This is a genomic window from Pseudomonadota bacterium (assembly GCA_026388215.1).
Lineage (GTDB): Bacteria > Desulfobacterota > Syntrophorhabdia > Syntrophorhabdales > Syntrophorhabdaceae > JAPLKF01.
In genome coordinates, this window is sequence record JAPLKF010000206.1 from 1 (window position 1) to 1,540 (window position 1,540).

At 43.6% G+C, this 1,540-nt stretch carries 2 protein-coding genes; one reads left to right on the top strand and one right to left on the bottom strand.

What is annotated here, in order from left to right; translation table 11 throughout:
• Window positions 1–525: 525 nt before the first annotated feature.
• Complete coding sequence (locus NTU69_10675; protein ID MCX5803974.1) at window positions 526–999, bottom strand: methylglyoxal synthase; 474 nt, start codon at window positions 997–999, stop codon at window positions 526–528.
• A gap of 351 nt (window positions 1,000–1,350) precedes the next feature.
• Here NTU69_10675 and NTU69_10680 point away from each other — a divergent pair.
• Window positions 1,351–1,540, top strand: a 190-nt coding sequence (locus NTU69_10680; GenBank protein ID MCX5803975.1) for a hypothetical protein, incomplete at its 3' end; no start/stop codon positions are given.

Sequence of the window (1,540 nt, forward strand, 5' to 3'; positions counted from 1 at the left end):
AAGAACCTTTTCTTCTGCAAGGCTCGCAAGGGCCGCCCCAGGGAGTGAGAACTATGGATTGATAACCGATCACCGAAGAGAAAGCGGGTAGAAACACCTGTGCCAAAAATAATTGTTGACTTTTATCATAGCAGTAGGTGATATACAAATAATTTATTCCATCGGAGAGGGTTTATATCATTTGCTGCTGTGCAATGCGCTGCGTCGGTAACACGATCCCGACAAAAAATATGGAAGGCATTAATACTGATTGACAAAAAATACCTACGGGGATAAGATTGGTTGAGGTATGGTTGTTGTTTCTATAGAGGAAAAAGGAGCATGTAATGGGAGACAAGGGCAAGAAAGATAAGGAAAAGGGTCAGAAACAAAACACCGAAAAACAGCAACAAAAGGCAAAAAAGAAACTGGAGAAACAACCGAAAAGAACCCCTTGACAGAAAAGCTTGGTACACTGTTCAGACCCATATCGTCAACCCGCTGACTTTACCCTGTCCTTAGCAGATTTTCCTGCACCTATTAGGTCTACTGCTTAGCCTTTTTCCCCACCTCCCGAGTACTATGCCTCGTATAGTCAGTTACCAGACGATCATATTCACCATCCATTAGGGGAGATGAAATTATGAAATCGGCGGAAGCTCGATTACAAGCAATCGGAATGTTCCATACCACCGCCATTCGCAAGAGTGCCTTGACATCGGGATCATGGGGCTGTGGTTCGAGCGGATCCCAAAAGAAGATCAGCATATTTATCTCCCCCTCAGCTATTTTGGCGCCGATTTGTTGATCTCCACCCAATGGACCACTGTTGAATTTCGTGATTTCAAAACCAAGCTCGCGTTCCAGTATCGTGCCGGTGGTGCCCGTAGCATACACTTTGTGGTGTGCCAAAAGATCACGGTTATACTTGGCCCATTCCACAAGATCACGTTTCATGTTGTCGTGTGCAACAAGGGCAATCTTTTTATCATGTTTCATGGTGAATCTTTTGTTAGCCATACGATTTTTACTCCTTTCTCTTCGTAATGATAACCAAGGCGAAAGCATAGCACATCTGTATAATAATATATGTATAACAATCCATTTGCTTATGCGCTATTTCTTTTCGTAATCATTGTCTTCAGGGGCGCATCGACTTATACTATGTTTCAAAAGGCATTCAGGAATTCTACAGTAGAATTTTTACTTGATTGACAAAAATTACTGATAAGAATAATATTTGAGAAATTATAGCTTGCAGTAGAATTATTGTTAGGCCAATGAATAGGAATTACGACAATCCATTCACGAAAACAGAAGTGAGCAAAAGCAGGAGACAAGCTCCTCCATGACCATGACTGAATACACGCTATGCGACTATATCTGATCAATCCTTCAAACCCGCTGGTCGCCATCACCAAAGTCAAGGAGAGCCGCTGGAACCGTTACCGTGTGTGGAAACCCCTCGGCCTTATGGTTCTTGCGGGTCTAACCCCACCGGAGTGGGAAATCGTGATCGTGGACGAGAACCTCAGGGCTCCGAACTATGAGGACATGCCTC